The sequence below is a fragment of the Brucella pseudogrignonensis genome (assembly GCF_031454375.1).
Taxonomy (GTDB): Bacteria; Pseudomonadota; Alphaproteobacteria; order Rhizobiales; family Rhizobiaceae; genus Brucella; species Brucella pseudogrignonensis_A.
Genome location: NZ_JAVDQT010000001.1, coordinates 856,638 through 883,252, shown reverse-complemented (window position 1 = coordinate 883,252; position 26,615 = coordinate 856,638). Strand labels below are relative to the sequence as shown.

Here is a 26,615-nt window from a genome sequence, read left to right as displayed (position 1 = left end):
GTTTCATCAAAGCGCGCTGACAAGACCAAGCAAAACCGCAAGCGTACAAATCTGTTGTGCTGCTCCCAGCGTATCTCCGGTTTGTCCGCCAATTTTGGCTATACAGAGCCTTGCAAAACCAAAGACCAGGACAATGCTGACAAGCAGAGCCTTTATGAAGCCTGCTAATCCCGCCACAGGAATGCTGGTTACGGCCAGAATGCCAAGACCAATCAAACTGCCGCAGACAAGCGTTTCCCAGCTTGGCTGTCCCAGATTATCAGCAAGGCCACCGGGACGTGCTGATGGAAGACCATACCAGAGAGCAAGCATAGCCGCACGGCTTGCAGATTCTGCGCCAATGAGCGCGAGCGCGGCGTAACAAGGGCCAACTCTCTCGATAAGTGCTGCCAGAAGTACAACTTTAAGGCCTGTCCAGATGATGAGTATCAGCGCAGCGAAAGTGCCAATACGCGAGTCCTTCATAATTTCGAGGCGACGTTGAGGTGTTGAAGCTCCGAAAAAGCCGTCTGCGCTGTCACCAAGGCCATCTTCGTGCAATGCGCCTGTCATGGCAGCGAGCGCACCGATTGCGATGAAGCTGGAAACAAGTGCAGGCAGGTTCAGATAGTCGGATATGAACAGTGCTATCCCTGCAAGCAGCCCAAGCACAGCACCGGCGAGCGGAAAAGCCTGCACACTTGTCTTGAGCGAATCGCTGGAACCCTCAAGCCAAACGGCTCGTAATGGTAGGCGGCTCAAAAACCCCAGAGAACGAATTGTATCTCCAATGAAGCTATTTCGCTGCAAGTGCTTGCTCCGCTTTAAGAACGACATGGCATCAGAAGGAATAATTGCAGCCAAAAAGCCTTGGCGCAAAGAGGTGATTTGAAAATTTGCGTAAGTGCTTATAGGACGAGCAAAATAGTTTTGCATCCTCCATTGATTGATTGGACCAGACGATATGAGTGCCAGTGGCCTTCCTTTTGACGATTTCCGTGAACTCATCCGTAATCTGCCGGGACCAGATCTTGGTGCGGAAGCGGCTGTGCGTGCGCGGGAAGCGACACTGACCAAGCCAGCAGGTTCACTCGGACAGCTTGAAGAAATCGTCGCATGGCTGGCTGCATGGACTGGCAAATCCATTCCGCAGATCAATCGTCCGCTGGTCGCAGTCTTTGCTGGCAATCACGGCGTGACCGCTAAGAACATCACGCCATTCCCTTCAAGCGTCACTGCGCAGATGGTCGAGAACTTTGCCGCAGGTGGCGCGGCGATCAATCAGCTTTGCATTGCACATGATCTGGGCCTCAAGGTTTTCGATCTGGCGCTTGAACATCCAACGGGTGACATCACTGAAGAGGCAGCCATGGACGAGCGCACTTGTGCGGCCACCATGGCCTTTGGCATGGAGGGGATTGCGGGTGGTACTGATCTTCTATGCATCGGCGAAATGGGCATTGGTAACACCACGATTGCCGCAGCCATTGCTATGGCGCTTTTTGGTGGTGCGGCTGAAGACTGGGTTGGTCCGGGTACTGGTTCGACGGGTGAGTTGCTGCATCGCAAGCTTGCCGCAGTTCGCGCGGCGGTGACACTTCATCAAGATCACCTCAAAGACCCGCTGGAAGTTCTGCGTCGCCTCGGCGGACGTGAATTGGCTGCAATGGCAGGCGCAATCCTTGCAGCACGCATGGAAAAAATTCCAGTCATCGTTGATGGCTTTGTCGCCAGCGCCGCCGCCGCAGTTCTTTACGCAGCAAATCCGACATCACTTGATCATTGCTTGTTTGGCCATGTGTCAGCTGAGCCGGGTCATCGTTTGCTGCTTGAAAAGATGGGCAAGAAGCCACTTCTCGATCTTGGGATGCGTCTTGGCGAGGGAACGGGTGCAGCACTCGCCGCTGGTATCGTTAAAGCGGCAGCGCTTTGCCATAGTGGAATGGCAACATTTGAACAAGCTGGCGTTACAAGTTCTACAAAATGAGTACAAAAAAGCCCGGAGTTTTCCGGGCTTTTTTCTGGCAATACTTATTAATTGCTTTCTTTGTCGAGCACCATGTAGTCGAGTGGCAGCTCTGTCGTGTACTTGATCTGCTCCATCGCGAAAGATGAAGACACGTCACGAATTTCGATCTTGCTAATCAGGCGCTTATAGAACGCGTCATAAGCACCAATGTCTGGCACTGCCACGCGCAGCAAGTAATCGACATCACCGCTCATGCGGTAAAACTCGATGACCTCTGGAAACTCCTGAACAACTTCCGAAAAGCGTTTGAGCCATTCATTGCTGTGCGAACTGGTGCGCACGGATACAAATACCGTTACCCGTGCATTGATGCGCACAGGATCGAGGATAGCAACACGGCGCTTGATAACGCCGTCTTCCTCAAGCTTCTGGATGCGGCGCCAGCAAGGGGTTGTGGATAGGCCAACCTTCTTAGCGACATCGGCTACCGCCAGTGTTGCGTCTTCCTGCAATAAACGCAGTATTTTTCTGTCTAGCCTGTCCATGCGATTTTTATCCTGATATTAGAAACTGTTTCCCGGACCCTATGGATGTGTGAAACTTAATACCTTATCGTTTGCCTTGGCCGGAATTTACAGGAAAAATATTCTGTTGAGAATGATGGTTCTAAAAATTATTTTCTGGGGCCAATCAGTTTTCGTATTTTTTGCTGTAAAGCGGGCACGACGTCTGCGTCAAACCATGGATTACGTTTTAGCCAGCCACTGTTACGCCACGATGGATGTGGCAAGGGCAAAACGGTTCGCCCCGCAGCATTCGGCGTTTCCATGAAGCTCCGCCAGTTCTCAACAGTTTCGGTTAGACTTGTCTTGCGCCACTCTGGCAGATGGTAGGCAAGCGAATATTGCCCGACAACAAGAATGAATTCGAGTTGCGGCATGGATGCAAAAACGCGGTCATGCCATGTGGCACGGCATTCACGACGTGGCGGAAGATCGCCACCATTTTTGTCATAGCCGGGAAAGCAAAAACCCATCGGTACGATTGCGAAAAGTGAAGGATCGTAAAACTCTTCGCGGGTTGTGCCGAGCCATTGTCGTAGCCGATCACCGGACGGATCGTTAAAGGGTAGGGATGTATTATGCACGCGAATGCCGGGTGCCTGTCCGCAGATCGCAATGCGTGCTGTACTTGAAATAATGCAAACCGGATTAGGCTCGTGCGGTAAAGGTGGCAGATATTGGGGCGTGTCACGACAAACGCGGCACGCCTGGATCGAGTGTCTGAGCTCGTCCAGATTTTCCATTCTTTCTGTAATTCTCCAGATCAGATTGCGTTAAGCAGTTTAACGACTTGGCCTTTGATATAATGAATTATATCGCTGATTACATCGGATGATCGTGTTGTATGGCCGGTTTCAGCATCGGCATTTGGATGTTGATGGTCTTTGCGCCACTGATACGGCACCTCAAAACTGCCAGCCCATATGCCTCGCTTCTCGCGACGCGCGGTGGCCTCTTCGCTGCGATAATCGCCATAGGCAACCGCCCAGCCTTGTTCCACCATCCATTGGTTGAGATCAGTCTCGTCCAGATAGCATCGCCCTAGGTCGCGGCCATATTTGTCGATGCCGGAGATTTCGCACCGAATCGACTGGCCATTGATTCTGTTGCGCAGCGCATTTCGTGCATCTCTGCCGCAAAGATAGTCACGCCCTGCGATCTGACAGTTTTGCGCTATTTCAGGGGCGTCTATTCCAAGCAGGCGGATATGGACCTTTTCGAGAACGACCGTGTCGCCATCAATCACATAGACACTGCCCGTTAGCGATCCTGCCCGCTGGCGGTTATCAGGCAGTGATACAATAATCGCGATGAGTACAAAAAAGATAAGAAAAGTTAAGAGGATACTGCTTAAAGCTCCACGACTTTTCTGCCTTCGCGACTGATGCCGACGGGTGTAATCGCGTCGTTTATTACTCATTCAGGATGCCCCCAGCACAGGTAAACATCATATCTCAGTATAGAGCTTTTCAAAATCTCTGGTTTTTGAATGAAAAGTCTTCAGCAATTTATTGGGATCAATAACAGGTGGTTTTGTGATGATTCAGCAACAGTCTTTATTATTGCTTTAGGCTAAAAGAAGGGAGGCGCATTTTGCCCATTTCCCGCCACAAAGGGGCGTCACCGCTAGGGAAAGGCGAAAGCGATTAACAGAATTGGGAAGCATTGGTTCCCTCAGGACAGGAAAAAAATGAAGAAGGACGCATTGTTTCACAACGATCCGTTTTCGGAAGGCGAAAAAGCCATTCGACCTTTGTTTTTTCGTCCTAATGAAGAACGAGCTTTTTTCCGCCAAAATCGGGTCTCAGTGTTGACGAAAATTCAATGCACTCTGTTACTTATGTCGTTAACTTCCAATCAGTGTGAAAGACCAGCGTTGTGATGCGTATCCGCAGTTTTTCATATCCCCTTATCGCTGCCGCACTTGGCTTGGCCATTGTCTGCAACAGTGCTTCGGCTTTTGATTTAAACGATGACTCCGAGAAATCGCGTAGCCCGTTTGAACTCTTCAAGTTTGGTTTTTCTGCCTATAAGAGCGGCCACAAGGATGAGGCGATCAAGGCGCTGCGTTATGCTGCCGATCGTGGACATCAGGGCGCCAAGTGGAAGCTCGCACGCATGTATGCCGATGGCGACGGCGTTGCAGAGAATGACTACGAAGCCTATCAGATTTTTGAAAAGATCGTTCGTGATGGTGCAGAGCCGGGTTCGGAAAATGAACCTTATGTTGCTGATGCGCTGGTCGCGCTCGCCGGTTATGTGAAGCGCGGTATTCCGGGTTCGCCGGTCAACGCCAATCCTAAGTTCGCTCGTAATCTCTATGTGCAGGCTGCATCGAATTTCGGTGATCCCGCAGCTCAGTTTGAACTTGGCAAAATGCTTCTTGATGGTGAGGGTGGAGAGCCTAACCCAATGCAGGCCGCACGCTGGTTCCAGCTTTCTGCCAAGAAGGGCAATGCAAGCGCGCAAGCTATGCTCGGCAATATGCTGTTTCAGGCTGGCAAGACCGTGCGTGGCTTAGCCATGCTGACCGCAGCCTTTGAGCGTTGCCCAACAGAAGACTGCACCTGGATACGCGATATGCAGGAACAGGCTTTCTCTATTGCGGGTGAAGCAGACCGCCGCAATGCGGTGGCACTTTCCAGCAATCTGACTACCAAGGGCGATTTCTGATAATTTAAATCCGCCTGAACAATCAGACGGATAATGTCACCGTTACAGGCACATGGTCTGACGGCTTTTCCCATGCTCTCACATGCTTTTCGATATCAGTCGAAACGAAATGGTTTGCCGCTTCTGGTGATAACATCAGATGGTCGATGCGAATGCCATTGTTCTTCTGCCACGCACCGGCCTGATAATCCCAGAACGTATAAACACCTTCATCGTCCGTGGCAGCTCTGACCACTTCAGTGAAGCCCAAATTTTCTAAACGACGAAATGCCTGACGTGATTGCGGCTGAAACAGCGCATCACCAAGCCATTGTTGCGGATTCTTCGCATCATAAGGCTCAGGAATGACATTATAGTCGCCTGCAAGCACAAGCGGCTCTTCCAGTTCAAGTCTGCTTTTGGCCCACGCCTCAAGTCGCTGCATCCAGGAAAGCTTATAAGGAAACTTTTCCGTATCAATCGGGTTGCCGTTTGGCAGATAGAGCGACACGACACGCAGAACGCCCTTATCGGTCGAGAAAACGGCCTCGATGAAACGAGCTTGTTCGTCGCTGTCATCACCGGGAAGGCCACGAATGACCTCATCTGGAGATTTCTTTGAAAGAATCGCGACGCCGTTAAAGCCTTTTTGTCCGTGCGTTTCGACGTGATAGCCGAGCGCTTCGATTTCCAGCCGTGGGAACAGCTCGTCCACTGACTTGATTTCCTGAAGGCAGGCGATGTCGGGCGATGATTCCTTCAGCCAATGCTGGAGGTTTTCGATGCGCGCTTTGACGCCGTTTATGTTCCATGTCGCGATTTTCATGCTGAAATGATTAGGCGTAAGATGTGGTGAGGGCAAGCGCCGCACGCATTCCATCACAGAATTTCCGCTCTTTCGTATAAATATGCATTGGCCATTTGTATTGGCGCATTTGCGTTCCTATCTCCATAAAATGTAGCCAAACAGGAGATTTGTATGTTCGACGCCAAAAAGCTTCTCGATCAGTTTCTGGGATCGCAAATACCGGGCATGTCAGGAAGCGTTCGCGATAAGGCAGGGCAGGCCACCGATCTCGCCAAGAAGAATCCATTGGCGACTGGCGCAATTGCTGCGGCAATCTTTGGCACGAAGACGGGCCGTAAACTTGCTGGTAATGTCGCAACCGCAGGCGGTTTGGCTGCAATCGCTGGTCTTGGTTATCTCGCGTATAAGAACTACAAATCCGGCCAGCAGCCACAAACCGCCCCCCAACCAGCGGCAGCCGAGCCTGAACTGCTCCCACCGCCGCCAGCAGACTCACCCTTTCATCCGCAATCATCTTCAATGAGCAATAGTTTCGCGCTGACACTTATTCAGGCGATGATTGCGGCTGCGAAGGCTGATGGTCATATCGATGCGAGTGAACGCGCACTGATTATGGAAAAAGTGCAGATTTCAGGCCTCGATAATGAGGCCGAAGCGTTTTTTGAGAAAGAACTGGCAGACCCGATTGATATTGATGCGTTGGTTGCAGCTGCTCAGACGGAAGAGCAGAAGGTAGAGCTTTATACGGCTTCGCGCCTAACAATCGATCCAGACAGCCGTGCAGAACGCGGTTATCTCGATATGTTGGCCGGTCGTCTTGGTTTGCCAGATGCGCTGGTCGATCATATTGATGCGACTGTTTCATCCGTTAAAGCCTGATAAAATAAAACCGGCTTTAATTTAAAGCCGGTTTTTCTTTGGGGTAGTAAACTCCATCAGATCGCGAAGCTTGTACCGCAACCGCATGATGCTGTGGCATTTGGGTTGCGGATTTGAAACGACTGTCCCATCAGGTCATCAACGAAATCGATCTGTGAGCCGTCCATGTAGGGCACGGAGATGGAATCGATCAGTACCCTAGCACCGAGCTTTTCGATGACAATGTCATCATCGGACTGATCATCAACCAGATCATATTTGTAGGAAAAGCCGGAACAACCGCCGCCTTCGACAGACACGCGAAGCGCGGTCTTGCCGGGTTCAGAACTGATAATCTTTGCAATCCGCTTGGCTGCGGATTCAGAAACGGTAATGTCTGTCATCTGCCTTGTTCCGCTTACAATTGCGTATAACGAAGTGGAATTACGAAATTCACAATCAACGCATACTTGCCATCATGTTTAGCTGATAGCTATGAACGCAGTGCGTGGAAGTCAATGTCCACCTGTCATTTACGTAATCATATTACAGTGAGGAACGCATCGCAATGTCCGGCCAGGAAATTGGGTCACTCGAAGGCATCGGCTTTGGCTATCGTGAACGCGCGCCCTATGCTTGCAATCCAGCTTTGAGCCGTGGGCGGTTGGTGTCTGAGCCGGAAAGCGCCACGCGAACTCCTTTTCAGCGCGACCGCGACCGAATCATTCATTCAACTGCTTTCCGCCGCCTCAAACATAAGACACAGGTGTTTATCGCCCATGAGGGTGATCATTACCGCACGCGCCTGACCCATACGATCGAAGTGGCGCAGATTGCCCGTGCATTGGCGCGTGCCTTGCGTTTGGACGAAGACCTCGCGGAAGCGGTGGCACTCGTGCATGATTTTGGCCATACGCCGTTTGGACATACTGGCGAAGACGCGCTTAATGAGCGGATGAAACCTTATGGCGGCTTTGATCATAATGCTCAGTCTTTGCGTATCGTGACGAAGCTTGAGCATCGTTATGCAGATTTTGACGGTTTGAACCTCTCATGGGAAACCCTTGAAGGGCTGGTAAAGCACAATGGTCCGCTGATTGGCTCCTTTGCATCTCACGCCGACGAGCCGGTTCCACAGCCTATCCTCGACTTTAACGAGCGCTACGATCTCGAACTGTCACGCTTTGCGAGCCTTGAGGCACAATGTGCGGCAATCGCTGACGACATTGCCTATAATGCGCATGACATCGATGATGGTCTTCGCTCCGGCCTGCTGACGCTTGAGGGGCTCGATGAAGTGCCTCTGACAAAGCGGCTGCTGGATATTGTTAGAACGCGTTACCCGGCACTTGATGCCGTGCGCACCGGGCATGAGCTAGTGCGTCGTCAAATCACCATCATGGTCGAAGACGTGATTGCGGAATCACAACGCCGTATCACGAAGGCCAATCCGCAAAGCGTTGAGGATGTGCATGCGCAGCCACGCGCGCTGGTAGGCTTTTCGGATACGATGCGCGATGAAGAAAAAACGCTGAAACGCTTTTTGTTCAAGAACCTCTATTTTCATCAAAGCGTCGTGGTTCGCAGGCATGCTGCGGATAAGATTGTTCAAGACCTATTCGATATTTCATTTGAGAAGCCATCCATTATGCCAGCCGAGTGGCAAGCAGACTGGGAAATGCTTGATCAAGCAGGTCGGGCACGCCGTGTCGCCGACTATCTTGCGGGTATGACTGACAATTATGCCGTGCGCGAACACCGACGATTGTTTGACCACACACCCGATTTAGCTTAATCGGAGCTTAACGAAGCGGATGCTGGCGCTAAAACGCGTTGGTATGGCTGCTATTTTTATGACGAGCCAAGGCCGGAAGACACAAATATAGCCGGACTGAAGCCTGACAGGACGAACCATGAATATCTTCGCAGATTTCGACGCACGTATCAAAAAAACGTTGCAAGAGATTGATCTGAAAACAAAAGATGGCAGCGAGCTTGATCTGTCGCGCATCAGCGTTGAGCCACCTCGCGATGCATCGCATGGTGACATTGCAACCAATGCTGCCATGGTGCTTTCCAAAGCTGTTGGCCAGAATCCGCGTGAGCTTGCAACGGCAATTGCCGATGCTTTGAAAAGCGATGAAGACGTTGCAAGTGTCGATGTTGCAGGTCCGGGCTTCATTAATCTGCGTTTGAAGGACGCTTATTGGCAGCGCGAGTTGCAGGGCATGCTCAATGAAGCGACCGATTTTGGGCGCTCAAAGCTTGGCGCTGGCAAAAAAGTCAATGTTGAATATGTGTCAGCAAATCCGACCGGCCCGATGCATGTTGGCCATTGCCGCGGCGCCGTTGTCGGCGATGTGCTTGCAAACCTGCTGAAATTTGCAGGCTTTGACGTCACAAAAGAATATTACATCAATGATGCGGGCGCACAGATCGATGTGCTGGCCAATTCTGCGATGCTGCGTTATCGCGAAGCACTCGGCGAAAATATCGGTGAAATTCCTGCCGGTCTTTATCCGGGCGACTATCTGGTGCCAGTCGGCGAGGCGCTTGCCAAGGAATTTGGCAAGACGCTTCTGGAAATGCCGGAAGAGGAAGCGCTCGTTCTCGTGAAAGAACGTACCATCAACGCAATGATGGCAATGATTCGCGCAGATCTTGATGCGCTGAATGTTCATCATGACGTGTTCTATTCCGAGCGCACGCTTCATGCAGATCATGCGCGCGCCATCCGCGCTGCAATCAATGATCTGACGCTCAAGGGCCATGTCTATAAGGGCAAGCTTCCGCCGCCAAAGGGCCAGTTGCCAGAGGAGTGGGAAGATCGCGAACAGACCTTGTTCCGCTCGACTGAAGTCGGTGATGACATTGACCGTCCGCTGATGAAGTCAGACGGCGCTTTCACCTATTTTGCGGCTGACGTCGCTTACTTCAAAGACAAATATGACCGTGGTTTCAATGAGATGGTCTATGTGCTTGGCGCAGACCATGGCGGCTATGTAAAGCGTCTTGAAGCTGTTGCACGTGCTGTTTCTGACGGCAAGGCCAAGCTGACAGTTCTGCTTTGCCAGCTCGTCAAGCTGTTCCGCGACGGTGAACCCGTGCGCATGTCGAAGCGATCGGGCGAATTCATCACGCTGCGCGAAGTGGTGGATGAGGTTGGTCGCGATCCGGTCCGTTTCATGATGCTTTACCGGAAGAACGATGCGCCGCTTGATTTCGATTTTGCGAAAGTAACGGAGCAGTCGAAGGACAATCCGGTGTTCTACGTGCAATACGCGTCAGCGCGTTGCCATTCGGTGTTCCGTCAGGCTGTTGATCAGCTTGGGCTTACCGATCTGGATCGCGTTTCGCTTGGTGCACACCTTCACAAGCTGACTGATGAGAGCGAAATCGCACTTATCCGCAAGCTTGCTGAATATCCACGTCTGATCGACGCTGCAGCCACCCATCAGGAGCCTCATCGTCTCGCTTTTTACCTTTATGACCTTGCCAGCGCGCTACATTCGCAATGGAATAAGGGTACAGAAAACCCAGACTTACGTTTTATTAAGGTTAACGATCCAGAATTGTCACTAGCAAGGCTAGGGCTGGTGCAGGTCGTTTCCGATGTTCTGACTTCTGGTTTGATGATTATCGGTGCGGATGCTCCAACGGAAATGCGCTAAGACGAACTGATCACTCGCAAGTTCAACGCCAGTGTTGAGTGGGTGGTGGTAAGTCAAAAAGATGGAAGATCGGCGGCGGGTTAAGTCGTCGGCCTTCCATAAGGCGCAAGTAACTTCCGTCAACTTTTGCCCACATTGCCTCGCTAAAATGTGATGTATCGAGACGTCTTGCGACGTCCAGGGTTTGAGTTAGGAACACACCATGACGGACAGCAGTGCTAATCCCCGTAATTACGGCGAGCGTCCGCTGCACGAAGACGATCCGCTGATGGAACTATCAAGGATCATGGACTTCGGCGCGTCTGCTGATACCAATGCCGCCCAAAATGACTACCGGGGCGACTACCGGCCTGAGCCAAATTTTGATTCTGGTGACAGCGAGCTTTCGTTTGATCTCGAGCGTGAATTGCTTGGTGATTTTGGCGATGAGCCGGAGCCACAGCAATATACGGTGCCGTTTTCGTCTAATTCTTATCAGGATGAAGCGCCGGTTCTGCATGAGGACCATCTGGCGTCTGCTCTTGAAGAAGAATTTGATCTTCAGATGGATGCGCATGAACCAGCCGCTCAGCCGGTCGCGCCTGCGCAGTCTTTTGAGTTTGTAGAAGCTGATCGTGCGGAGCCCGTGCCGCAGTTTGACTACAATGATTATTCCGAAGCGCGCACAGCATACGAGGACATTCATCCAGATGCCTATGCTGCAGCAGCAGCTGCTGCCCCTTTAGACCAGAGCTATTCAAACTACAGCTCACCTGAATTTCATGAACCGGAATCGCAATTTGCTGATCCCTATGCGGGTGAGCCTGCCGGATATGCAACAAGCAGCCAGAGCATCAGCAATGAATGGGAAATCCCATCCGCCGCACCGTTTGAAGCCTCCCAGCCTGTAGAGCCTGCACATCAGGCGCTATCGCTTGAAGACGAGCTGGAAAGCTTGCTGTTTGGTGAGGAGCCACAGGCTTCCTCTGCGCCAGAATCAGTTTATCAGCCAGCCTATCGAGATGAGCCGCAGCCGTTTGAAAACTATGCGCCTCGTGTTGAGAGCAATGTTGCTGAAGAACCAGCTTACGAAGAACCAGCATTTGACGACTTCTCGCTGGAAGACCCGCAAGCCTTCGCTCCTGTCGAGCCTGCGACCAGTTACGCTCCCGAAAGCTACGCGCCGCAAACAGCGTCGCGAGCAGAGGCTCCTGCTTATCCGCATTACACGCTGAGCAATTTTGCAGCCGGTGCCGCGACTGCTGGCGTTTTGTCTTCAGAGCCTGTGCAACATGCTGCACCCGTTTTCGAATCAGAACAGTCTGAACTCGAAGACGACTTTTCGTTTGGCGACGACTTCTCGCTCTCAGATGAGCCAGATTTTGCTCGTGCTGTTTCAGAATCAACCGACGACCATCAGTCTGGTCTGGAAGAAATTTCGTTCAGTGAAGACGACTTTGGTTTTGAGCCTTCAGGGGACGCAGCTTCTGCTGCGCCTGCTGATGCCTCGGCTGCCTTTACCGAAGAAGATTTCTTCACAGATGAAGATTTTGATCTGTCGCCGGATGAAGACGAAGAGCCAGTCAGTCAGCCTGCTTATGCGCATGCAACCTATAGCGACGAAGATCGCCATCCGTCAGCACCATCATTTGCAAATTACGCAGACCAGCGTTCGATTTTTGCAGCGCCTGCGCCTGAAATCGAAACACTAAGCGTCTCTGAAGGCAAGGTTGATCAAACCCATTCGCTTGATTTGCCAGAAGTCAGCTATGGCGATGAAGACACTGGCGCATCGCTGAATGATCTGGAAGCTGAATTTGCTGAAGTGTTCAGCACCATCGATGTCGATGAATCAGCTGCGAAGGTCAAAGTCCAGAGCGAAGCTGACAAGGCTTTCGAGGACATCTTCCGCGAAAGCGCATCGTCTTACATGCCAAGTGGTGGTGTTGCGGCTGGTGCAGCCCTTGGTCTTGGCGCTGCTGCGGCTACCGTTGCTTATGGCCGCGCCAACCCAACAATTCCGTCAGCAACGCCACAAAATGCCGCTGCAAACAGTGACGACTTCTACAATCATTGGGCTGCACAGGGCGCGCAGACTATGGAAAGCGGCGAATTCGGCACGCGTGCCGGTGGTATGCAGCCGGAAGACGATCTTGGTGTCGCTGCCGAGGCCTATCGCAATCGTCCGGTTCGTGGACGTCGTGGTTTGATCCTTGCGAGTGTCGCGGGTCTGGCTGTTCTCATCGGTGGCATTGGCTATCACTTCCTTGGTGGCAGCGGCTCCGGCGAACCTGTTGTGATTCGCGCGGACAACCAGCCAATCAAGATGCAGCCGGAAAATCCGGGCGGTGCGACTGTTCCTAATCAGGATAAGGCTGTTTACGACCGTGTTGCAGGCACATTGCCGAATAATCCTGAACAGAAGTCGCTTATTTCTGCGGGTGAAGAGCCTGTCGATCTTGGCGCTCAGGATAACGATGTTGGTATGGATGATGGTCCAGAACCAAACACAGCAGCCGCGTCTCATTCTGGACAGGATGCGCCATTGATCCAGCCACGCGAAGTGGAAACAATGATCGTGCGTCCAGATGGTTCGATCGTTCAGGCACAGCAGCCTGCGCAAACGGCACCACAGCCGACTGCTCCAGTGGCTGCGACCAACAATGATGCGCCGATTGCACCACCAGCTGAAACTGATGAAATCGGAGCGCTTGCTGCTGCCGGTGAATTTCAAGCCCCAGTTACCAATACGCAGACTGCACAGCCGGCAACACAGACTCCAGCAGCACCTGTTCGCGCTCCTGTGATTCCTTCACGCCCTGCTGAACAGCCAACCACGATTGTTGGTAACGTTCCACAGCGCACGCAGACGCCAACACAGGCAGCTCCTGCGGCTGCTCCACAGGTCGCATCTGCTGCTGGTGGTGGCTATTTCATCCAGATCGCTTCACAGCCATCTGCTGAGCTGGCGCAGAAGTCCTATGCCAATATGGCGCAGCGTTATGGCAGCGTGATCGGTGGTCGCGCGGTTGATATCAAGCGCGCCGATATTCCGAACAAGGGCACTTATTACCGTGTTCGTGTTCAGGCTGGTTCGAAAGAAGAAGCGAATGCGCTTTGCGGTCGCTTTAAGACGGCGGGCGGCAGCTGCTTCGTAACGCAGTAAGCAATCGGATTAATGAGTTTGAAGAGGGCGGCTTTGGCCGCCCTTTTTCGTGAGACTACCAAGCTGAATGTTTTTCGGTTAAGTCATAATCACTGATTTTGAGTGCAAATGAATCGAAGGAATATCGCATGAGCGAATGCAAGGCGTGGATTGCAGGTGTAGCCGGTACAGAGCTGACGCCAGATGAGATAGCCTTCTTCCGTGATGAAAAGCCTTGGGGCTTTATTCTCTTCGCACGCAATGTCGAAAGCCTTGAGCAGGTTGCTGATCTGACCGCACAATTGCGCGATGTGACAGATCGCCCGCAAATGCCGGTGTTTATCGATCAGGAAGGTGGGCGCGTGCAGCGCCTTCGTCCGCCATTGGTTCCAAATTATCCCGCAGCTGCGGAAATTGGCGCGATCTATAACCGTGACCGTGAAGCAGGTCTGCGCGCCGCATGGCTTCATGCGCGGTTGCATGCATTCGACCTGCTTAAAGTTGGGGTCAATGCCGATTGTCTGCCCGTTCTGGATGTGCCGATTGAAGGTGCGCATGATGTGATCGGTGCACGCGCTTATTCTAAAAATCCGCAAGAAGTGGCGCTGATGGGGCGTGCCGCCGCTGAGGGCTTGCTTGCGGGTGGCGTCTTGCCGGTTATCAAGCATATGCCGGGACACGGTCGCGCATTCAGCGATACCCATAAGGAACTGGCGCGGGTTGGTGTTCCTTTGTCTGAGCTGGTCGCGCATGATTTCGTGCCATTCAAAGCACTCAATGATTTGCCAATGGCAATGACTGCGCATGTGATCTTTGACAGCCTTGATCCAAAGAACCCGTCAACGCTTTCGCCAACGGTGATCAACACTGTCATTCGTGACGTCATCCAGTTCGACGGTCTGATCATCAGCGATGATATTTCGATGAAAGCGCTTTCCGGCGACCTTGGTGATATTGCGGAAGGCATCACCAATGCGGGTTGCGATATTGTTCTTTATTGCGCGGGCGTGATGGAAGAACTTAAAAAGGTTGCGCCTCGTGTTCCAATCTTGGAGGGCAAATCGCTCAGACGCGCAGAGCTGGCAGAAGTCTATGCCGGTGAACCTGATTTGTCGGATGAAGCTGAACTGCGCGAAGAGTTTGGACAACTGTTTCAAGCAATAGCTTAACAGGCGATTCTTAGGATAAGATGTCCTCAAAAGGTCAGTGGGGTTTATGCATTGACCATCAGGACGACAGGACAAGCGGGTGGCCGGATCAGAAACCAACACAAGCAGCAAAGACGGTGCAAATGTGCCGATGGATGCTCTGTGGCAAAACGAATCTGACATCGACAATGATGAACCCTCACTGTTAGTCGATGTGCAGGGCTTTGAAGGTCCGCTGGATTTGCTTCTGCATCTTGCGCGAACGCAGCGTGTTGATCTCTCCCGCATTTCTGTTCTGGCGCTTGCGGAACAATATTTGGGCTTTGTAGAGCAGGCGCAGGCTCTCAAGCTCGAACTGGCTGCTGATTATCTCGTGATGGCAGCATGGCTTGCTTATTTGAAGTCCAAGCTTCTGATTCCCAAACAAAAGGGCGATGACGAAGCCACAGGCGAAGAGCTAATCGCCACGCTGCAATTCCGCCTGAAGCGTCTTGAAGCCATGCGGGATGCTGCGGCGAATCTCGTTAATCGCAAGCGTCTCGGACGAGACGTTTTTGCGCGTGGAATGCCAGAACTGGTTGTCGTTGATCGCTCAAGCCAGTTTTCCGCTACGCTTTATGAGTTGCTGACAGCTTATACATCGCAACGCCAACGCCAGAGCGTCACACATGTTCAGATCGAAAAACGTGCCGTCTGGTCTTTGAAAGAAGCACGCAGCGCGCTTGTGCGACTCATGGGAATAAGTGAGGACTGGATTTCGCTCGACCGCTTTTTGATCAATTATGCATTAACGCCGCAAGAACGTGCATCGGCCTTGGCAAGCTCTTTTGCTGCAAGTTTAGAGCTTGTGCGTGAAGGTAAGCTGGAAGTTCGCCAGAATGCGCCTTTTGAGCCTATTTATATGCGTGCTCAGGCTGGAATGAATGAACTGGATGAGGACGCGGATGTCTGAGACAGAAATCGATATTGATGACTTTGACGACAATGCTGAAACTCCAGAATCATCAATGACACTTGCTGAGTTCAGCCGGATCGCAGAGGCAATTATTTTTGCCTCCGCAGAACCAGTGACGGAACGTGCCTTGTCAGAGCGTCTGCCGGGCAATGCCGATTTAGCCGCTGTGCTCAATCATCTGCAAAAAATCTATGAGGGCAGGGGCGTCAATCTCGTTCAGGTTGGCACGGCATGGGCTTTTCGCACAGCACCTGACCTCGGATTTCTTCTAAGCCGTGAAACGGTTCAGCAGCGAAAACTATCGCGTGCCGCGATGGAAGTGCTGGCAATCATTGCCTATCATCAGCCTGTGACCCGCGCGGAACTGGAAGATATTCGCGGCGTCGAAACATCCAAGGGTACGCTTGATGTGCTGATGGAAACAGGCTGGATCAAGCTGCGTGGTCGCCGCCGTACACCGGGTCGGCCGGTGACTTATGGCACGACAGACGCATTCCTCGACCAGTTTGGCCTGCCAGAGATTCGTGATCTTCCGGGCTTGGAAGAATTGCGCGGGGCAGGGCTTTTGTCAGCGCGCATTCCATCCGGTTTTTCGGTTCCGGTGCCCAATGTTGACCCCGACGAATTGACAGCCGACGAAGAACCGCTGGAAGACATCGATCTTGAAGGATTGGGGCTGCTGGCACCGCGTGGTGATTGATTTAAAGCAAGATACGACAAATAAAATTGGTGTATCTTCGTTCACGGTCACACTTCTGTTTGAAAGATTTGTTGAAAACGCTTAAATCGTAATCAGCAATACAGGAATAAGCCGTGGTTCACGGCATTGAGAGGAATAAAATGGGTAGCTTTTCTATCTGGCACTGGCTGATCGTTCTCGCAGTTGTGCTGCTTCTGTTTGGTCGTGGCAAAATTCCTGAATTGATGGGCGATGTTGCCAAGGGCATCAAGAACTTCAAGCAGGGCATGTCTGAAGAAGACGCTGCGAAGGAAGACGCTAAGGCTGACGCACGAACAATTGATGCGCGTGCTGACGATACCGTCAAGGATGTCAAGAAGACGACAAAGTCCTGATGTGATCTGGTTCGGGCTGCGTGCAATAGGGTGCGCAGCATGAATAACAATCCAAGCTGATTGCAAGCGGCCTCCATAGAGGTCAATTTGTGATCTGAAATGCGGTTTTCCGCCGAAATACGGGGCGCGCGCAAAAGCGCGGAGTATCAAATATGTTCGATATCGGTTGGTCTGAACTGCTGATTATCGCGATCGTGATGATCGTGGTGGTTGGGCCTAAGGATTTGCCGAAGATGCTCAGGGCTTTCGGTAAAGCAACGGCACGGATGCGTAGCACCGCCAATGAGTTTCGCAATCAGTTCAATGAAGCTTTGAAAGAAGCTGAACTTGAAGATGTAAAGAACATTGTCGATGAGGCGCGCAAGCTTGATCCGCGCTCAAAGCTTACGCAGGTTTTTGACCCGATTCGCAGTGCTGGTGAGGATATTCGGGCTGGTCTCCAATCTACGACGTCTATGTCACCCGCTGAGCCAGCAAAATTCGCAGAAGTTACAACACCTGTTGAGCCGAACGGTGCGACGGTTCCTGTTGAAGCTCCGGTTGAAAAGCCGGTTGCTAAGCCAAAGGCACCACGCAAGAAGGCTGCTCCAGCTGCGGCAGTAGAAACGCCTGTTGCAGAAACGCCGGTTAAGGCAAAGCCAAGAGCAGCTAAACCGAAGGCTGTTGCTAAATCCGAGACAGTTGCAAAGCCTGCTGCGCCCAAACCCGCGAAGGTCGCCGCCGCGAAGAAACCAGCTGTGGCAAAAGCTACGACCACAAAGGTTGCCGCTCCTGCTAAAAAGACCACGAAAAAGACGACTGACAAGACAGGAAGCAAAGCGTGAAACGGGATGAGGCCGAAATTGAACAGAGCGCCGCACCTCTGCTCGAACATCTGATCGAACTGCGCCGCCGCCTGATCTGGGCGATTTTGGCATTCTTTGTCGCTTTTGTTTTCTGTTTCGCCTTCGCGAAGCATCTCTTCAACTTGCTCGTCGTGCCCTATCAATGGGCAATCGACTGGGCAGGTATGGATCGCTCGAAAGCGGAATTGATCTATACAGCACCACAGGAATTTTTCTTCACACAGGTGAAGGTCGCCATGTTTGGCGGCATTGTGCTGGCATTCCCGATCATCGCGGCGCAGATTTATAAGTTCGTCGCTCCTGGTCTTTATAAGCATGAGCGCATGGCATTTTTGCCATTCCTCATTGCTTCGCCGATTCTGTTTCTGATTGGTGGCGCACTGGTCTATTTCTTCTTCACGCCAATGGTGATGTGGTTCTTCCTCGCCATGCAGCAGTCGGGTGGAAACGGTGAAGTACAGATTTCGCTTCTGCCAAAGGTTTCTGAATATCTGAGCCTTATCATGACGCTCATTTTTGCCTTTGGTCTGGTTTTCCAGTTGCCAGTCGTCACAAGTCTTCTGACGCGGGCAGGTTTGCTGACATCTGAAGGACTGAGAGACAAGCGCAAATATGCGATTGTGATTGCCTTTGTGGTTGCCGCGGTTTTGACGCCGCCAGACCCGGCAAGCCAGATCGGTCTTGCCATACCAACGATCCTTCTCTACGAGATTTCTATCATATTGGCCCGAATGATCGAGAAGCAGCGGAAAGAAGCGAAAGACGAGGCTGACGCCGAGGACAGCGCCCCAACTTCCTGATCTGGACTTATGTTAAACAGAGGCTGCATGATCGCAGCCTCTCTCTTGTTAAATTACACGAAACGGCTTTTCCCATGCTCGACATCAAATGGATTCGCGAAAACCCTGAAGCTCTTGATAAAGCGCTTGCCAAGCGCGGATCAGAGTCGCGCTCGTCCGAACTGATCGCGCTGGATGAAAAGCGCCGTGAGCATGTCGGAAAGGTTCAGGCTGCTCAGGAACGCCGCAACGCGGCTTCCAAGGAAATCGGCAAGGCTATGGCCGAAAAAGACGCTGAAACCGCTGATAGACTGAAAGCGGAAGTTGGCGAGCTGAAGGCCTTTTTGACGGAAGCGGAAGAGACCGAACGTCGTCTGATCAAAGAACTCAATGACGCGCTTTCCACGCTTCCGAATGTTCCTGCGGATGATGTGCCGCTTGGCGAAGACGAGGCAGGTAACGTCGAAATCCGTCGCATCGGAAATCAGCGCAATTTCTCGTTTGAACCAAAAGAGCATTATGAGCTTGGCGAAGCGCTTGGCTTCATGGATTTTGAACGTGCTGCAAAAATCGCAGGTTCGCGCTTTACGGTTCTCAAAGGCCCGCTTGCGCGTCTTGAGCGTGCACTTGGTCAGTTCATGCTTGATCTGCACACCACTGAGCACGGTTACATGGAAACCATGCCGCCGCTGATGGTGCGTGACGAAGCTGTTTATGGCACGGGCCAGTTGCCAAAATTCACTGAAGATCTTTTCCGTACGACGGACGGTCGATGGCTCATTCCAACGGCAGAAGTTCCGCTGACCAATCTGGTTGCTGATGAAATCGTTGACGTGAAAACCTTGCCGCAGCGCTACACAGCGTTGACACCATGTTTCCGCTCGGAAGCGGGTTCTGCCGGTCGCGATACGCGCGGCATGCTGCGCCAGCATCAGTTCCTTAAGGTGGAAATGGTGTCGATTACTGATGCAGACAGCTCGGCTGCGGAACATGAACGCATGACTGCTTGTGCCGAGGAAGTGTTGAAACGTCTTGGCCTGCCTTTCCGTACAGTTGTGCTTTGTACCGGCGATATGGGCTTTGGCGCGCAGAAAACCTACGACATTGAAGTGTGGATGCCGGGCCAGAATGCTTACCGCGAAATCTCGAGCTGCTCGGTTTGCGGTGACTTCCAGGGCCGTCGCATGAATGCACGCTATCGTCCGGAAGCGGAAAAATCGACACGCTTTGTGCACACGCTCAACGGTTCTGGCGTTGCTGTAGGCCGTGCATTGATTGCTGTGATGGAAAATTATCAGCAGGAAGATGGCAGCATTCATATTCCTGAAGCATTACAGCCATACATGGGCGGCCTTACGCGCATTGAGAAAGCCGCGTAGTTAAATCTTATGATCTGAATGAAGGAGTGACGACGTGCGAATTTTGCTGACGAACGATGATGGTATCCATGCTGAAGGCCTCGCAGTTCTGGAGCGTATCGCACGCAAGCTCTCAGATGATGTCTGGGTTGTTGCTCCTGAAACAGATCAGAGCGGTCTTGCGCATTCGCTCACACTGTCAGAGCCGCTTCGTCTGCGCCAGATTGATGAACGTCATTTCGCATTGCGCGGCACACCGACTGATTGCGTTATTATGGGCGTGCGTCATGTTCTGCCGGAAGTGCCTGACCTGATCCTCTCGGGTGTTAATTCCGGTGCTAATATGGCTGATGATGTGACTTACTCCGGCACTGTTGCAGGTGCTATGGAAGGTACACTTCTCGGCGTGAAGGCAATCGCGCTCTCGCAGGAATATGATTACGATGATGGCCGTCGCGTTTTGCCTTGGGAGACCGCAGAAACGCATGCGCCTGAGCTGATCAAAAAACTGGTTGAAGCTGGCTGGCCTGAAGGTGTTCTGATCAATTTGAATTTCCCGAATTGCGCGCCTGATGCAGTCAAAGGCACACGCGTCACCGCACAGGGCAAACTCAGCCATGATGCGCGCCTTGATGAGCGCCGCGATGGTCGCGGCTTCCCTTATTTCTGGCTGCAATTTGGTCGGACGAAAGCCGAAGTTGCGGTGGACAGTGATGTTGCTGCGATCAAGGGTGATTTTATTTCCGTAACACCGCTCCAACTTGATCTCACTGCGCAGAAGGTTCGTGCAGATTTAAGCAAAGCACTTGGTGTTGAAGCACTGGGGGTCGAAGCATGAATCAGGCTGTGTCTGAACGCCCGCAGCTTTCGGACAGGGAAGGATTTGCATCCTTCGTTATGCGCATGAGGGCGCGCGGCATCAATGATGCCCGCCTCTTTGGTGCAATTGAAGCAACGCCACGCCAGAGCTTTATGGGCTCTGCGTGGTCGCATCTTGCTTACAGCCAGCGTACAGCGCCGCTTGATTGTGGCGAATATATTGAAGGCATCGATGATCAGGCACGCGTGATCGCGGCGCTTGATCTTGAACCGGGACATCGTGTTCTGGAAATCGGTACGGGGTCTGGTTTCACTGCAGCGGTCATGTCGATGTTGTCTGGCCGTGTGACAACGGTTGAGCGTTATCGCAAGCTTTGCGACCGTGCCTTGCAGCAGTTTGTGACGCTTAAGCGTGAAAACATCATGGTCAAACATGCGGACGGTCGCCATGGTATGCCGGGTGGACCGTTTGATCGAATCATAATCTGGTTAGCGTGCGAAGATATTCCGCGTCATTTTGTGGAGCTTCTGGCAACGCATGGCGTTCTGGTGGCACCAGTCGGCCCGGGTGACGACGTACAGATGGTTACGCGCATTGCGAAAGTTGGTAGCCGTTTTGAGCAGGCCAATATTATGCCTGTTCGCTATCAGCCATTTATTGAAGGCATTTCCTCGGTTTTGTAAGGAAATTGCTCGCTACTTAATCCGGGCAAAATTCAGCTTTTGCAGCCTATGGCGCCATGCGTTGTGGTGTTTTTGTGCACGTATGGTGTCTAATTGGTGAATATTTTTTATAAGAAATGTCCATTCTTAACCAGCGAGTAACATTAACGCGTTTTAATGAGTCCAAGTGAGTTCTAGAGTTGGGCGAGTTGATCATGCGTTTTCCAATATTGCAGCATACGTCTGAACGTCTCCTGCGAAATGCAGCGATCGTTCTGATTGCCGGATTTGGTGCAGGGTGTAGCGCCGACACAATGCGCTTTACCGATGGCATGTTTACCGGTTCTACACCTAATCAGCGTGTTGTTCAGCAGCAGCCGGCTAATGATGTTTACGCATCTGCACCGATAGCAGCGGCACCACCTGTTTCAAGTGGTTCGGTTCAGCGCAACAGTCTGCCGCCAGTGTCTTCGGCACCTGTCGTTGCTGCTGCAACGCAGGCACAAAATCAGGTGAACCAGACGCGTGACGTGGCGACGAGCCATGTCAACAATGCCGGAACGCAGGTAGCTAGCGCTGCCGGTGCTGCAAATAATGCAGCAGCTAATGCGAAGTCGAATGTTCTTGGTCAGTTGCCAGCAACAGCGAATGGCGCGCCAATTCCTGCTGCCGGTCATGTTGCAGCACCTGTCGCTGCAGCAGCTGCGGGTGGCTATGCCGTCAAATCAGGTGATTCGCTTTTCTCGATTGCGCAGAAGCACAATGTACCAGTTGAACAGTTGAAGCAGGCGAATGGCCTTTCAAATGGTGCAATCCGTGTAGGCCAGAATCTTGTTATTCCATCCGCTGCAGCGGGTGCTGCGACACAGGTAGCAGCCGTATCACCGCAGCCAGTTAAGCCTGCCGTCGCCGCACCTGTGCAGACGGCTTCGGTCGCGCCGAATGAAGCTTCAAACGTCAAGCCTTATACGCCGCCATCAGCGAGCAATAAGGTTATCGAAGATGCTGAAAAGGATCAGTCCGCAGCACCATCTTCGACCGGCATTTCGCAGATGCGCTGGCCGGTTCGCGGTCGCGTTCTCGCAAGCTTCGGCCAGCGTGACGGCACTTCGGTTAACGACGGTATCGACATTATGGTGCCGGAAGGCACTCCTGTAAAAGCTGCTGAAAACGGCGTCGTTATCTATTCAGGCGATGGCTTGAAGGAATTTGGACAGACGGTGTTGATCCGCCACGATAATGGCCTTGTGACTGTTTACGGGCACAACAGCCAGATCCTCGTACAGCGCGGCCAGAAGGTTCGTCGCGGTGAGGATATTGCAAAGTCGGGCATGAGCGGCAACGCGAAGTCACCAAAGCTGCACTTTGAAGTGCGCAAGAACTCGTCGCCGGTCAATCCTTCCAAATATCTGGAATCATAAGCGGAATTCGATCAAAGAATTAAGAAAGGCGGGTCTGCGACCCGCCTCTTTCTTTGGGCTTTTCTTAAAGCGCATCTTGACCGAAAACTGTTTCACACTTTTCGGGATGCGCTTTATATCGCTTTACCAAGTCGGCCAGCCAGATCCTGAATATATTGCCAGGCAACACGGCCAGAGCGATTGCCGCGTGTGGTTGACCATGTCAACGCTTCTGCATGCAGTAGCTTTGGATCGTAATCCAACTGGTAATTGGCAGCATAGCCATCTACCATAGCCAGATAATCTTCCTGATTGCATTTGTGGAAGCCAAGCCACAGGCCGAAGCGATCAGACAATGACACTTTTTCTTCAATCGCTTCCGATGGATTAACGGCCGTAGAGCGTTCATTGTCGATCATGTCACGCGGCATCAGGTGACGACGATTTGAAGTCGCATAGAAAATGACGTTGTCCGGCCGACCTTCGACGCCGCCTTCAAGTGCGGCTTTCAGCGATTTATAAGACGTATCATCGTGGTCGAATGACAGATCATCGCAGAACAGAATGAAGCGATAGGGCGTTTCCTTAATGAGGTTCATCAGGGCAGGGAGGCTGTCGATATCTTCACGATGAATTTCAACGAGTTTCAGCGGAAGCTTGTCGGCCTGTTCCGCATTGACGCTGGCCTGTGCTGCCTTGACGAGCGATGATTTGCCCATGCCGCGCGCGCCCCAAAGAAGCACGTTGTTAGCCGGATAACCTTTTGCAAAGCGGCGCGTATTATCGACAAGCTGATCACGCACGAGATCGACGCCACGGATAAGTCCAATATCGACGCGATTGACACGCTTCACCGCATCAAGCGTCAGACGCTCAGGCGCCCAGACAAAACAGTCAGCAGATTCAAGATCAGGTGTTGCTGGCTGCGGTGGCGCAATGCGTTCCAAGGCCGCGATCAGGCGGTCGAGTTTCTGGCTTAGTATATTTTCGGTCGTCATTCCATGCCCTCAGATGATGAGGATGATGGCTTAACATGCAACAACCTGCAGGAAAAGTGTGTGGCTATGGCTGCGTGAAGCCATCGTCGGTTGCAATTGGCGCACTAACCATTGTAATGCCATTAAGAATTTGTCTTTTGAGACTTCCAGAGGAGTAACTAATGTTCGTAACACCAGCTTATGCTCAGGCTTCCGGTGGCGCTATGGGGCCAGATATGCTCATGAGCATTCTGCCTTTCGTCCTGATTTTCGTTATCATGTATTTCCTCATCATCCGTCCTCAGCGTACGCAGATGAAGAAGCGTCAGGAAATGCTCGCAGCCGTTCGTCGCGGTGATACAGTTGTAACTGGTGGCGGCATTGTCGGTAAGGTCCAGAAGGTCCACGACGATGGTGAACTTGACGTTGAAATCGCTGAAGGCGTGAAGATTCGCGTTCTGCGCAGCGCTCTTTCGGAAGTGCGCGTTAAGGGCGAACCAGTCGCTGATAACAAGAATAAGTAATTTTTGATTTGAACAGGCCCCGGTAAGGATTCCCTAACCGGGGCCTGTTCATTATTGTGAGGCCTGCGTTAAGCGAACGCTTCCCACAAAACCGGCTGCATTATGCATCCGGTTTAAGTTCTTCCAGCCGAAACGGAATTGCTGCCCGATGCTATATTTTTCACGTTGGAAATCGGCTCTGATCTGGTTGGCAATTATCGCCAGCTTCATCATTGCATCGCCTAATTTTTTCTCGCGTGAAACTCTGGCTAATCTGCCGGGCTTTCTGCCGACCAAACAGGTCGCACTCGGGCTTGATCTGTCGGGTGGTTCACGCCTTGTGCTTCAGGTACAGAATCCTGGCCGAGGTGATGTTGACCGCACAAAAGACGTTATGCGCCAGCGCCTTGAGGAATTGGGCTATGGCAACCCGATTGTTGATGAGGAAGGCCGCAATCGTATTCGCGTTGAAGTTCCGGGCCTCTACGACGCTCAGCTTCTAAAAGATATTCTCAGCATTCGTGGCGAACTTTCATTCCTTGCTGTCGATGACAGCATATCGCCCGATGATGTTATCCGCGGTGGCGCTTCGCCGACGGATAGCTCGATTATTTATTCTTCTGACGATCCGCCTGTTGGATATCTCGTTAAAAAACAGCCTATCTTCACTGGAGCGGATGTAGTCGATGCAAAAGCGACGCTTGGTGGCGATGACAATGAACCTGTCATCACTCTGACACTGGATGAGAAGGGGCGCAGTGCTCTTGCAGCCGCGACCGCTCAGGTAACAGACAAGACTTTTGCCATCGTCGTTGATAATCAGGTTGTTTCAGCACCTGTCGTTGATGAGCCACTTGATACCGATGAATTGCAGATTTCTGGTGCATTCGATCTGCAATCGGCCAACAATATGTCGGTCGTTCTGCGTTCCGGTGCTCTGCCTAAGGCTGTTACGGTTCTTGAAGAACGCACAATCGCATCCGCGCTAGGTGACGATTATGCGAGTGCTGCGGTTTCTGCAGCATTGCTTGCAATGTTGCTCGTCGGCCTGTTTATGATCCTGTCCTATGGCGTGCTTGGCGTGATTGCCATGGTGGCGCTCGTCGTCAATATGGTCATTCTCGTTGCGGTCATATCACTGATTGGGGCGTCCATTACGCTTGCGAGCGTTGCAGGTATCGTGCTGATTATCGGTATGGCGGTTGACGCCAATATTCTGATTTATGAACGTGTTCGCGAAGATCGACGCAAGGGCTATTCCGTTGTTCAGGCAATGGAATCGGGCTTCTACCGCGCGCTTTCAACGATTGTTGACGCCAATTTGACCACGATGATTGCAGCACTTGTGCTGTTCCTGATGGGCTCCGGTCCGGTCCATGGTTTTGCGCTCACCGTTACAATTGGCATTCTGACGACACTGTTTACGACGCTGACCTTCACGCGTCTGCTGATCGCTCAATGGGTGCGCACTGCAAAGCCGAAAGAGATTCCAAAGCGTCGTCTGAAGCTTGTGCCGACGGTAACGCATATTCCGTTTATGCGTCTCCAGTTCGTAACGCTTGCGATTTCCGTGCTGGCTTCGGCAATCGTTGTCGCTCTCTTCGTCAATATTGGTTTCAACTACGGCATCGACTTCCGTGGCGGTTCAATGGTCGAATTGCAGGCGCGCAGCGGTGATGCAGATCTGCCTGACATTGAAGAGCGCATGAGCGAGCTGAATATCGACAGCGCGCGTGTGCTGCCCGCAAAGTCGCCGCGCTCAGCTCTTGTCATCATCGGCAGTCAGGAAGTGGGCGATGATGCCGAGCAGACCGTTGCAGTGAAACTGCGCGGCGAATTCGAACAGGACTATTCGTTCCAGCGCGTCGAAGTGGTTGGCCCGACAGTATCCGAGCAGCTTTCACAGGCAGGGCTTCTGGCACTGTTCTTGTCGCTTGCCGGTATCTTTGTCTATGTCTGGGTGAGATTCCGCTGGCAGCTGGCGCTCGGTGCGGTTCTTTCAACACTTCACGACGTGATTATTCTGGCGGGCGTGTTCATCGTCTTTCGCATGGAATTCAATCTTTGGAGTGTGGCTGCGGTTCTGACGATCATCGGTTACTCGCTTAACGATACCATCGTGATCTATGACCGTGTGCGTGAAAATCTGCGCCGTTACAGCAGTGCACCATTGCCCGCGATTATCGATGCCTCGATCAATCAGACCTTGTCGCGTACCTTGCCGACGGCTTTTGTGACTTTCATTGCGCATATTCCGCTCTATATGTTCGGTGGTGCGGATATTCGAATGTTCGCACTGGCGCTGAGCGTGGGTATTATCGTTGCGACATACTCTTCGATCTTTATCGCAGCACCTTTGCTGGTTCAGTTCGGCCTTAAGCCACGTGAAGCAGATAAAGATGCAATGAGTGATGATCTTGAGCAGTCGCTCAATTTGGATAATTAGAGCACATCCCGAAAAGTGGGAACC

The 26,615-nt window shown here is 52.1% G+C and carries 25 protein-coding genes; 18 read left to right on the top strand and 7 right to left on the bottom strand.

The genetic code is table 11. The annotated features are described in order from the left end of the window. Positions 1 to 6: 6 nt before the first annotated feature. Positions 7 to 789: an adenosylcobinamide-GDP ribazoletransferase gene (locus tag J2782_RS04350; RefSeq protein ID WP_310010368.1), complete on the bottom strand. Its 783-nt coding sequence runs from the start codon at positions 787 to 789 to the stop codon at positions 7 to 9. 154 nt (positions 790 to 943) lie between these two features. Here J2782_RS04350 and cobT point away from each other — a divergent pair, with 154 nt between their 5' ends. Beyond that, positions 944 to 1,966, top strand: coding sequence for a nicotinate-nucleotide--dimethylbenzimidazole phosphoribosyltransferase (gene cobT, locus J2782_RS04345; RefSeq protein WP_310010366.1), 1,023 nt, complete (start codon positions 944 to 946; stop codon positions 1,964 to 1,966). A 47-nt stretch (positions 1,967 to 2,013) separates the two neighbouring features. Here the strand turns inward: cobT and J2782_RS04340 are convergent, their stop codons facing one another. The 3 genes from J2782_RS04340 to J2782_RS04330 form a co-directional block, all read right to left on the bottom strand. Then, positions 2,014 to 2,493 (bottom strand): Lrp/AsnC family transcriptional regulator, encoded by a 480-nt coding sequence (locus J2782_RS04340; RefSeq protein WP_250039709.1) that lies wholly within the window; start codon positions 2,491 to 2,493, stop codon positions 2,014 to 2,016. A gap of 128 nt (positions 2,494 to 2,621) precedes the next feature. Beyond that, positions 2,622 to 3,254 (bottom strand): uracil-DNA glycosylase family protein, encoded by a 633-nt coding sequence (locus tag J2782_RS04335; protein WP_310010363.1) that lies wholly within the window; start codon positions 3,252 to 3,254, stop codon positions 2,622 to 2,624. 20 nt (positions 3,255 to 3,274) lie between these two features. After that, positions 3,275 to 3,931, bottom strand: coding sequence for a thermonuclease family protein (locus J2782_RS04330; protein ID WP_310010361.1), 657 nt, complete (start codon positions 3,929 to 3,931; stop codon positions 3,275 to 3,277). Positions 3,932 to 4,392: 461 nt separating this feature from the next. Here J2782_RS04330 and J2782_RS04325 point away from each other — a divergent pair, with 461 nt between their 5' ends. Then, complete coding sequence (locus J2782_RS04325) at positions 4,393 to 5,184, top strand: tetratricopeptide repeat protein (protein ID WP_250039714.1); 792 nt, start codon at positions 4,393 to 4,395, stop codon at positions 5,182 to 5,184. Between the two features lie 22 nt (positions 5,185 to 5,206). Here J2782_RS04325 and xth read toward each other — a convergent pair whose 3' ends face one another. Continuing rightward, positions 5,207 to 6,043, bottom strand: coding sequence for an exodeoxyribonuclease III (xth, locus tag J2782_RS04320; RefSeq protein WP_310010357.1), 837 nt, complete (start codon positions 6,041 to 6,043; stop codon positions 5,207 to 5,209). Between the two features lie 99 nt (positions 6,044 to 6,142). Here xth and J2782_RS04315 point away from each other — a divergent pair, with 99 nt between their 5' ends. After that, the gene (locus tag J2782_RS04315; RefSeq protein WP_310010355.1) at positions 6,143 to 6,850 is read left to right on the top strand and encodes a tellurite resistance TerB family protein; all 708 of its coding nucleotides are present in this window, start codon (positions 6,143 to 6,145) and stop codon (positions 6,848 to 6,850) included. Positions 6,851 to 6,906: 56 nt separating this feature from the next. Here the strand turns inward: J2782_RS04315 and erpA are convergent, their stop codons facing one another. Further along, positions 6,907 to 7,233: an iron-sulfur cluster insertion protein ErpA gene (gene erpA / locus J2782_RS04310; RefSeq protein WP_250039716.1), complete on the bottom strand. Its 327-nt coding sequence runs from the start codon at positions 7,231 to 7,233 to the stop codon at positions 6,907 to 6,909. Between the two features lie 164 nt (positions 7,234 to 7,397). Here erpA and J2782_RS04305 point away from each other — a divergent pair, with 164 nt between their 5' ends. The 13 genes from J2782_RS04305 to dipM all read left to right on the top strand — a co-directional run bounded on the left by J2782_RS04305 (position 7,398) and on the right by dipM (position 22,686). After that, positions 7,398 to 8,624, top strand: coding sequence for a deoxyguanosinetriphosphate triphosphohydrolase (locus J2782_RS04305; RefSeq protein ID WP_310010353.1), 1,227 nt, complete (start codon positions 7,398 to 7,400; stop codon positions 8,622 to 8,624). Positions 8,625 to 8,742: 118 nt separating this feature from the next. After that, positions 8,743 to 10,500 carry an arginine--tRNA ligase gene (argS, locus tag J2782_RS04300; protein ID WP_310010351.1) on the top strand — a complete coding sequence of 586 codons (1,758 nt, stop codon included), beginning with the start codon at positions 8,743 to 8,745 and terminating at the stop codon, positions 10,498 to 10,500. A gap of 202 nt (positions 10,501 to 10,702) precedes the next feature. Further along, positions 10,703 to 13,645, top strand: coding sequence for an SPOR domain-containing protein (locus J2782_RS04295; RefSeq protein WP_310010349.1), 2,943 nt, complete (start codon positions 10,703 to 10,705; stop codon positions 13,643 to 13,645). Positions 13,646 to 13,773: 128 nt separating this feature from the next. Further along, complete coding sequence (nagZ, locus tag J2782_RS04290) at positions 13,774 to 14,793, top strand: beta-N-acetylhexosaminidase (protein WP_310010347.1); 1,020 nt, start codon at positions 13,774 to 13,776, stop codon at positions 14,791 to 14,793. Between the two features lie 79 nt (positions 14,794 to 14,872). Next, positions 14,873 to 15,724, top strand: a complete 852-nt coding sequence (locus tag J2782_RS04285; RefSeq protein WP_310010345.1) for a segregation and condensation protein A — start codon at positions 14,873 to 14,875, stop codon at positions 15,722 to 15,724. Then, a complete protein-coding gene (gene scpB, locus J2782_RS04280) occupies positions 15,717 to 16,427 on the top strand; it encodes an SMC-Scp complex subunit ScpB (RefSeq protein WP_310010343.1) in 711 nt (236 codons plus the stop codon). Before J2782_RS04285 ends, scpB begins: the two co-directional genes overlap by 8 nt. Before the next feature lie 140 nt (positions 16,428 to 16,567). Then, on the top strand, positions 16,568 to 16,801 hold the full coding sequence (locus J2782_RS04275; RefSeq protein WP_250039724.1) for a twin-arginine translocase TatA/TatE family subunit: 234 nt from the start codon (positions 16,568 to 16,570) through the stop codon (positions 16,799 to 16,801). 152 nt (positions 16,802 to 16,953) lie between these two features. Beyond that, the gene (gene tatB, locus J2782_RS04270) at positions 16,954 to 17,625 is read left to right on the top strand and encodes a Sec-independent protein translocase protein TatB (protein ID WP_310010341.1); all 672 of its coding nucleotides are present in this window, start codon (positions 16,954 to 16,956) and stop codon (positions 17,623 to 17,625) included. After that, on the top strand, positions 17,622 to 18,446 hold the full coding sequence (gene tatC / locus J2782_RS04265; protein ID WP_250039728.1) for a twin-arginine translocase subunit TatC: 825 nt from the start codon (positions 17,622 to 17,624) through the stop codon (positions 18,444 to 18,446). Before tatB ends, tatC begins: the two co-directional genes overlap by 4 nt. Positions 18,447 to 18,520: 74 nt before the next feature. Then, entirely contained in the window at positions 18,521 to 19,804 is a 1,284-nt protein-coding gene (serS, locus tag J2782_RS04260) for a serine--tRNA ligase (RefSeq protein ID WP_310010339.1), read from the top strand. 34 nt (positions 19,805 to 19,838) lie between these two features. Beyond that, positions 19,839 to 20,621 (top strand): 5'/3'-nucleotidase SurE, encoded by a 783-nt coding sequence (surE, locus tag J2782_RS04255; RefSeq protein ID WP_310010337.1) that lies wholly within the window; start codon positions 19,839 to 19,841, stop codon positions 20,619 to 20,621. Beyond that, entirely contained in the window at positions 20,618 to 21,286 is a 669-nt protein-coding gene (locus tag J2782_RS04250; protein WP_250039732.1) for a protein-L-isoaspartate(D-aspartate) O-methyltransferase, read from the top strand. The genes surE and J2782_RS04250 overlap by 4 nt, the downstream gene beginning before the upstream one ends. A 179-nt stretch (positions 21,287 to 21,465) precedes the next feature. Then, a complete protein-coding gene (dipM, locus tag J2782_RS04245) occupies positions 21,466 to 22,686 on the top strand; it encodes a cell division endopeptidase DipM (protein ID WP_310010334.1) in 1,221 nt (406 codons plus the stop codon). A gap of 113 nt (positions 22,687 to 22,799) precedes the next feature. On the opposite strand, the gene J2782_RS04240 is transcribed toward dipM, so the two are convergent. Continuing rightward, entirely contained in the window at positions 22,800 to 23,663 is an 864-nt protein-coding gene (locus J2782_RS04240; protein ID WP_310010332.1) for an ATP-binding protein, read from the bottom strand. A gap of 161 nt (positions 23,664 to 23,824) precedes the next feature. Between J2782_RS04240 and yajC the strand changes: the two genes are divergently transcribed. Both yajC and secDF read left to right on the top strand, forming a co-directional pair. Next, positions 23,825 to 24,166: a preprotein translocase subunit YajC gene (gene yajC, locus J2782_RS04235; RefSeq protein WP_250039739.1), complete on the top strand. Its 342-nt coding sequence runs from the start codon at positions 23,825 to 23,827 to the stop codon at positions 24,164 to 24,166. A 106-nt stretch (positions 24,167 to 24,272) separates the two neighbouring features. Next, the gene (secDF, locus tag J2782_RS04230) at positions 24,273 to 26,591 is read left to right on the top strand and encodes a protein translocase subunit SecDF (RefSeq protein WP_310011068.1); all 2,319 of its coding nucleotides are present in this window, start codon (positions 24,273 to 24,275) and stop codon (positions 26,589 to 26,591) included. Positions 26,592 to 26,615 lie beyond the last annotated feature (24 nt).